This window comes from Arthrobacter sp., assembly GCF_031179385.1.
Classification (GTDB): domain Bacteria; phylum Actinomycetota; class Actinomycetes; order Actinomycetales; family Micrococcaceae; genus Arthrobacter_D.
In genome coordinates this window covers 1-7,627 of the sequence record NZ_JAPSHV010000119.1, presented here as the reverse complement: position 1 = coordinate 7,627, position 7,627 = coordinate 1, and the positions used below count along the sequence as shown (strand labels likewise).

Genomic DNA, 7,627 nt, shown 5'->3' with positions numbered 1-7,627 from the left:
GATGCCGAAATCTTCACCAAAGGACCAACGCTCTCTGCCATGGGCACGGCGGCCCAGGTGGGAATCCTCTCCACATCGTTGTGGAACAACCCCGAGCCCGAGGTCGCAATCATTATCGATTCACGGGGACGCGTCGTGGGCAGCACCCTGGCCAACGATGTGAACCTCCGGGACGTGGAAGGCAGAAGCGCGCTCCTGCTGCCCAAGGCCAAGGACAACAACGCATCCTGTGCCCTGGGACCCTTCATCCGGCTCTTCGATGACTCATTCGACCTGGACTCCGTCCGGCAGATGCAGGTGAACCTCGAGATTGATGGTCCTGACGGCTTCCACCTTGATGGAACGTCGGAAATGGCGCAGATAAGCCGCGACCCGCTGGACCTCGTGGGGCAGCTCATCGGCCCACAACACCAGTACCCGGACGGCGCGGTGCTGATGCTGGGAACAATGTTCGCGCCCATTGTCGACCGGGATACCAAGGACCACGGGTTCACCCATAAACGGGGCGATGTGGTTAGGATCTCTTCCCGCGAACTCGGTACGCTTGTCAATTACGTCGAGGAGAGCGAGAGGTGCGAGCCGTGGGAGTTCGGAATCGGCTCTCTGATGCGCAATCTCGCCAGCCGGAACCTGCTGTGACCAACACAGGAACGTCGGCAGCCATAGACGCTCAATCTGATGCAGATCGGGCCGACGCCGAGGGGTCGGCAAGCGAAGCCGGCAACCACCGGCAGACGCGGCGCTCAACCAACACGGTGACGCTGTCGGATGTTGCCCTTCATGCGGGCGTATCGCCCCAGACTGTCTCCCGTTCCATCCGTTCTCCGGAGCTGGTCTCGAAGTTCACCCTCGAACGGGTGCGGCAGTCCATCGAGGCCACTGGTTATGTGCCGAACCTCGCAGCGAGCAATCTCGCGTCGAACCGCAGCATGACGGTCGCAGCGATCATCCCGGCCATCTCGGCGTCGGTGTTCGCGGATGCGCTGCACGGGCTCGACGAAGTCCTCGCCCCAGCGGGATACCAGCTGTTCATCGGTTCCACCGACTACCGTCCGTCCCACGAGGAAGAACTTGTGAGGGCGTTCCTAGGACGCCGACCAGACGGCATTTTCATTGTGGGCACCGACCATTCACCCGTGACTGCTCATCTGCTTCGGGAATCACAGGTTCCCATCGTCGAAGCCTGGGACTTGACCGAGAATCCCATTGACAGCCTCGTCGGATTCTCGAACGGCGATGCCCTACAGGCCATCGTCGACTTCACTGCTCAGCGAGGTTACAGGCATCCTACTTTCGCTGGTTCATTCCAGAGCGGCGACTTTCGTGCCGTTGCCCGTAAAGCCAGTTTTGAAGACGCGGTGCGAAGGTTATATCCGGACGAACCGATACGAGTGGTGGATTCGGGGGGTTCGAAGGTTGACTTCGAATCGGGCCGGCAACTCCTGGACGTGACGCTCCGAGTACACCCCGAGACAGATGTCCTGATGTTCGCCAGCGACGTCTTTGCAGCCGGTGCCATCCTCGAATGTGCGCGCCGTGGCATCAGAGTTCCCCATGACATCGCCATCACCGGTTTCGGTGATTTCGAGATCGCTCGGCACCTGGTGCCCACGCTCACTACGGTCGCTGTGCCCAACCGTGAAATCGGGACCACCGCAGGTCAACTGCTTCTCGGACGCATGATGAACAAGTCTTCGCTCACAAGGAAAGTTGATCTCGGATTTTCCGTTGTTGCTCGTGAAAGCGCCTGAGCCACGCCGCGACGTCGCCGTCCTCCCTCCTCTGACAAGGACTATTGAATGTTGAAGACCACCAATCCCCGCACGGGTGTTAGCGCTACAGTCAACCGCCAGCCATCGACTCGGACCGATGTGGAGGCTGCCGCTGAGCAGGCCGAGATAGCTTGGCGCGAGCTCATGCGGCGAGGACGCGCCTTCCGGGCGGAACTACTGGAAGCAATCGCCACATACGTCGAGGAAGCGCGCGAGGGCCTCATCACTACTGCTGATTCTGAAACAGGGCTCGGGACCGCCCGCCTCAATGGCGAGGTGAGTCGCTCAGTCTTTCAGTTCAGGCTTTTCGCGGAAGCTGTCCGGGAAGGCAGCTATCTCGAAGCGATGATCGACTCCGCCGGTCGGACGCCTTTAGGCGACGCGCCGGATGTCCGGCGCATGTTGGTATCCATCGGGCCGGTTGCCGTCTTTGGATCGAGCAATTTTCCTTTCGCTTTCTCGGTCCTGGGCGGTGACACCGCATCGGCCATCGCCGCTGGCTCGTCCGTCGTAGTAAAGGCCCACGGTTCTCATCTTTTGACGTCGCAGCTTTCGCTGGACGTGCTGCAGCAGGCTGCCCGTGCAGTCAATGCACCCGAGGGGACTTTTGGTGCCGTCTTCGGTCAGGAAGCAGGGCTGGCTCTGGTCAAGCATCCGGCAATCAAGGCGGCCAGTTTTACCGGCTCGCTCTTCGCGGCGGAGTCCCTGCAGCGCGCGATCAACTCCAGGCCGGATCCGATTCCGTTCTTCGGGGAGCTCTCGAGCGTCAATCCGCTGATTGTGAGCAAAGGTGCAGCGAAAGCTCGGGGTGCAGACATCGCATCCAACTTGTTCGCCTCCTTCACCGGGTCTGCCGGCCAGCTCTGCACCAAACCTGGCATTGCGTTTGTTCCGGAGGGTCCCCAAGGACAACTGCTCGTAGATTCCCTGACGCAACTCACCCAGCAAGCCCCTTCACAGGTTCTTCTGAACGACCGAATTCGGACTTCTTTTGCCGAGATCTCAGAAGGGCTTGTGAGCGCGGGGGCAACCCCGCTCGCAGGCATGCAGGATGCCGCCAGGAGCAGGCCTGAAGAACCCGCGGAAGAACCTTCCGGTGCTTTCAGCGTCGCTCCGGCTCTGTTGGAGACCCGAGCGTCAATCTTGAGTGCCGACCTTGCCGAGGAGTGCTTCGGCCCGCTCATCGTTATAGTCCGCTATACCTCACTCGATGAAGTCGCTGAGGCGTTCACGCACATCCCGAAGTCGCTGACAGCTACCCTGCACTTTGAAGAAGACGAGGACGATGTGCTGTCCCGGCTGCTTCCCACCCTGCAGGACAACGCGGGGCGGATTGTCTTCAACGGCTACCCGACGGGCGTTCGCGTTACCTGGGCTCAACATCATGGCGGTTCGTGGCCATCCACCAACTCACAGCACACATCGGTGGGCGTGACCGCTATGCGGCGTTTCCTTCGTCCAGTGGCCTGGCAGAACGCTCCCGCAGCAGCGCTGCCCGAGGAACTGCGCGACGATTTCACAGCAATCCCCCGGCGTGTCAATGGGGTCCTTGCCCTTTCGGAGAAGGTGACGGTCCTCTCGGGCACGTGAAACACCGCTGCCCCCGCACCGAAACAATGCGAGGGCAGCGGACGAGCAACGACGACGACGGCGCTAAACCACCTCGAGCGCCTCCGCAATCGGCGTCTCGCCAGTGTTGAACTGGATGAACTTCCCCACCGTCCCGGGGTTGCTCAGCACGGCCGCAGCGACCTGAGCCACGTCCTCACGCGCAACCGAATCCTGCTGCGGCTCGCTCGAAACCTCGATCGACCCCTTGCCCGGATCGGTCGTGAGCGCGCCCGGACCGAGAATCGTCCACGCCAGATCCGTTCCGCGCAGGTACTCGTCCGCAGCTGCCTTCGCCTCTGCATAGTGGAAGAACCCGGTATCCTCGGGCACGCCGTGATCCTTCCGCGCACCGATGTAAGAGACCATCACGTACCGGTCAACGCCGGCTTCCTTCGCCGCATCCATGGAACGAATCGCCGCATCCCGATCGATCGCATAGGTATCCTCCGGGCTGCTTCCGGCAGCCCCAGCCGACCACACCACTGCGTCATGCCCACGCACGACGTCGGCCAGCTCGCCGACCGACAGCTGCGTTACATCCGCGACGACGGGCTTGCCGCCCGTTTCTTCCACGTCGCCGGCATGATCCGGGTTGCGGATGATCGAACTCACCTCATGACCGGCACCGGAAAGAATCCGGGACAGGTGCAGCGCCACCTTTCCGTGGCCTCCAATAATGGCAACTCGTGACATGACCGCTCCTTCTCGTTGTGGATGTCCTGTTCGGCCCAACACCGAAGACCGGCTTGTCATTCCACCACCGGTGAGAAGACGACGACGAAGGCTGAGCCCGGCACTCAGCTTTCGGGCAGGATTGCCGCAATTGCGGGCATCTAGCGGTGCTCGTCCAGGAAGCTGTTTCTAGGGATAGAGGCAGACGGAAAGAAGCACACCATCATGGGGGTACTGGACCGCGAGTGGTTCCATAGAGACGGTGCGACGCCATCGAGGGGACAGGCAGCCGGGGGGCGTCCGCCGTCGTCGTCGGAATCAGCGCAGGAAGGACTGCGCCAATCACCTTCGGGACGCGTCCCCGAGTGGGCGCTCGAAGAAGCGCTCAACCAACAGCTCCGCTCCTACGCGGCTGAAACCAACGGACGACGACGGAACCGCGACCGGGTAACGCGCCGTCGTCGTCCGCGGTCATCCGCTTTCAAGCTCCGTCTGCGCACCGCTGCGCTGGTCGCTTGTGTTGCTGCGCTTTATCTTTCGCCCTCGTTCCTCGAACGCGCGGTCCTTCCAGACCTGACTCCCCACCTGCCGTGGTCGAATGTCCCCCCTCGCGGAGTGGAGGCAGCAGATGCCCCACTGGGTACGCCCCCGCCATCGACCGGGTCCACACAGTACGCGTTGTTTCCCTACGAAGACCTGGGGCAGGAATTCGTCGCCTATGACCCGTGCCGTCCAGTTCACTATGTGGTCCGCCCTGACTTCGCACCTGCGGGTACAGACGGAATCGTCCAGGAAGCGGTCGCCGAAGTTGCTGCAGCGACGGGCCTGACATTCGTTTTCGATGGTCCGACCGGTGAAGCGCCCAGCCCCGGCCACCGCGACCCCTATCAGCCCGAACTGTACGGCGAGCGCTGGGCGCCTGTGCTCATCACGTGGACGAGTCCCGCAGAAGTGCCCGAACTTGCCGGTGACGTCGCTGGCCTGGGAGGCAGCGAGATCGCGCAGCGGCCGGGGAAACCGATTGTCTACGTCGCCGGTCAGACGATGCTCGACGCACCGGACATGACGCTGATGCTTCAGTACCCGGGTGGGCGGGAGCAGGTGAAAGCGATCGTGATCCACGAGCTTGCGCATGTGCTCGGACTCGACCATGTCGACGACCCGACGCAGCTGATGTACGGCGAGAACACCGGTCAGCTCCAACTCGCCGACGGCGACCGCGCCGGTCTTGCGAAGCTGGGAGCCGGCCACTGCGTTCCTGAGCTCTAGGCCGGTACCCCTAAGTACCGGACTTCCCCGGCGCGTCCAGGCCCAGCGCTGCCGCTTCGGCGGTCAGAGCTTCGCGGATAGCCGCAATAGCCGGATCACCCGCACTCGACCGACGGGCCGCGGTGAAGATCGTGCGCCGTGGTCGGCCAGGCAGCTCCACCAGGCGGGAGCGCTGTTCCCGCTGCGCCCAGACCAGTTGCGGGAGCAACGCCACGGCATTGCCGGACTCCACCAGCCGCACATGCGTCTGCAGGTCCGCGCTCTCAAAACGTACGTCCGGTTCAAACCCCGCGAGGCGGCATTGCTGCTCGGCCCAGTGCCGTGAGGCAGCGCCATGGGGTTCCATCACCCACGGAAGCCCTCCGGCGTCCTGCAGGGAACCGACCCGGTGAAAGTCTTCCGGTGCCCCAGCAAGCTCGGTGGGGACGGCGAGCTGGATTTCGTCACGGGTCAACGGGTCGCGGTCCAGCGTCTCGTAGTGCGGAGCGGCGTGTCCGGGATACTGTTCGGCAACCACCAGGTCGAAATTGCGCGCCCACGTCTCTCGCAGAGCCGTCTCCGGTTCGTGCTGCACCATCTTCACCTGAACCAATGGATGCCTTTCGCGGAGGGTGCGCAGCATGTTGGGGATCAGGGCAAGCGCCGCGGTCTGAAAGACGGCCAGGCGGACCGTCCCGGACACGATGGGCCTCGTGACGGCCAGAGCTGCTTCCGCTCGCTCGAGACCATCGAGCAACTCCTCGGCATATTCCACCAGCACCATGGCGTGCGCGGTGAGCTGCAGACGCCGCCCGCTCTTGCGGAACAGCGCTACTTTTGCCTCGCGCTCGAGCAGCGATAGCTGCTGGGACACTGACGACGGGCTATACCGCAAAGCCGCTGCTACTTCAGCGATGGTTCCGCGGATGCTGAGCTCCCGCAGTAGCCGCAACCTATGGATATCCAGCACGTCAACGACCGTTCACTTTTGATGAAGATTACCCGTCGGAAAAGGTAACTTTTCCTTAACTTCCCTCAGCCCCATACTGAAAGTCAAGCCCCTGAAGAATCGGCCAAAGTCGGCAGACGGACCGGGGACTGCTCCCGGGATCTTTCGCAGCACGACAGCTCCCGAACGCGCTTCACCAAGGACCGAGCCTGAGCGGCGAGGTCAACCCCTGAACCTCAATGCCCTCAGCCCGGCCCTGCGCCGAAACACCACCCCCCGAGGAGTACCGTATGACCGCTGTAACAGGCATCAGCACCGAGCTTGTCCGCCCCAGTGACCTCGCTGAGGAAGTGGTGGCGTTGGTTCGCCATTGGCTGGCTGAGGGAGCCAAATTCCCGGTTGACGCCGCCGCCGCTCAGCTGGCCGGGGTGCTGAAGGACCCGCACGGTCTCGAGTTCACGGTGGGCTTCGTCGACGGCGTCATCCGTCCCGAGGACAAGTCCGTTGCTGCCCGGAACCTGAAGACGCTGGTTCCCAAGGTCCCGTCCTTCCTGCCCTGGTACATGAAGTCGGCCGTCGCCGTCGGCGGGCACCTGGCGCCGGTGATCCCCGGCGTCGTCATTCCTGTTGCACGCAAGGTATTGCGCGAGATGGTGGGCCACCTCATCGTGGATGCGACCGATGCCAAGCTCGGCCGGTCGATCTCCAAGATCCGGCGCCAAGGTATCCGCCTCAACGTGAACCTCCTCGGCGAGGCGATCCTCGGCGAGAATGAGGCATCCCGCCGCCTCGAGGGCACCCACAAGCTCCTCGCCCGCGAGGACGTGGATTACGTCTCCATCAAGGTGTCCTCCACAGTAGCCCCGCACAACCACTGGGCATTCGACGAAGCCGTCACCCACATCGTGGAGACGCTCTCACCGCTGTTCCGCCTCGCCGCTTCCTCCTCACCCCGCAAGTTCATCAACCTGGACATGGAGGAATACAAGGACCTCGACCTGACCGTCGCTGTCTTCACCCGTCTGCTCGAGAAGCCTGAGTTCCACAACCTGGAAGCCGGCATCGTCCTCCAGACCTATCTGCCGGATGCACTCGGCGCCATGATGGGCCTCCAGGAATGGGCAGCAGCCCGGACCGCAAACGGCGGCGCACCGATCAAGGTCCGCGTCGTGAAGGGCGCCAACCTGCCGATGGAACAGGTCGACGCCGACCTGCACGGCTGGCCGCTGGCGACCTGGGGCACCAAGCAGGACTCCGACACCTCCTATAAGGCGGTCATCAACTACTCGCTGACCCCGGAGCGCATCGGTAACGTCCGCATCGGTGTTGCCGGCCACAACCTGTTCGACGTCGCCCTCGCCCACCTCCTGGGCAA

At 62.9% G+C, this 7,627-nt stretch carries 7 protein-coding genes; 5 read left to right on the top strand and 2 right to left on the bottom strand.

What is annotated here, in order from left to right; translation table 11 throughout:
* The 3 genes from RIF85_RS13345 to RIF85_RS13335 all read left to right on the top strand — a co-directional run.
* Nucleotides 1-639, top strand: a 639-nt coding sequence (locus tag RIF85_RS13345; RefSeq protein WP_309072387.1) for a fumarylacetoacetate hydrolase family protein, incomplete at its 5' end; no start/stop codon positions are given.
* Entirely contained in the window at nt 636-1,751 is a 1,116-nt protein-coding gene (locus RIF85_RS13340; protein WP_309072386.1) for a LacI family DNA-binding transcriptional regulator, read from the top strand. The genes RIF85_RS13345 and RIF85_RS13340, both read left to right, overlap by 4 nt.
* 48 nt (nt 1,752-1,799) lie before the next feature.
* A complete protein-coding gene (locus RIF85_RS13335) occupies nt 1,800-3,362 on the top strand; it encodes an aldehyde dehydrogenase (NADP(+)) (protein WP_309072385.1) in 1,563 nt (520 codons plus the stop codon).
* A 63-nt stretch (nt 3,363-3,425) separates the two neighbouring features.
* Here the strand turns inward: RIF85_RS13335 and RIF85_RS13330 are convergent, their stop codons facing one another.
* On the bottom strand, nt 3,426-4,076 hold the full coding sequence (locus RIF85_RS13330) for an SDR family oxidoreductase (protein WP_309072384.1): 651 nt from the start codon (nt 4,074-4,076) through the stop codon (nt 3,426-3,428).
* 204 nt (nt 4,077-4,280) lie between these two features.
* Between RIF85_RS13330 and RIF85_RS13325 the strand changes: the two genes are divergently transcribed.
* On the top strand, nt 4,281-5,324 hold the full coding sequence (locus RIF85_RS13325) for a matrixin family metalloprotease (protein WP_309072383.1): 1,044 nt from the start codon (nt 4,281-4,283) through the stop codon (nt 5,322-5,324).
* 10 nt (nt 5,325-5,334) lie between these two features.
* On the opposite strand, the gene RIF85_RS13320 is transcribed toward RIF85_RS13325, so the two are convergent.
* Nucleotides 5,335-6,273 carry a LysR substrate-binding domain-containing protein gene (locus tag RIF85_RS13320; protein WP_309072382.1) on the bottom strand — a complete coding sequence of 313 codons (939 nt, stop codon included), beginning with the start codon at nt 6,271-6,273 and terminating at the stop codon, nt 5,335-5,337.
* A 269-nt stretch (nt 6,274-6,542) separates the two neighbouring features.
* Between RIF85_RS13320 and RIF85_RS13315 the strand changes: the two genes are divergently transcribed.
* Nucleotides 6,543-7,627 (top strand): proline dehydrogenase family protein (locus tag RIF85_RS13315; protein WP_309072381.1); only part of this gene is annotated, 1,085 nt, incomplete at its 3' end.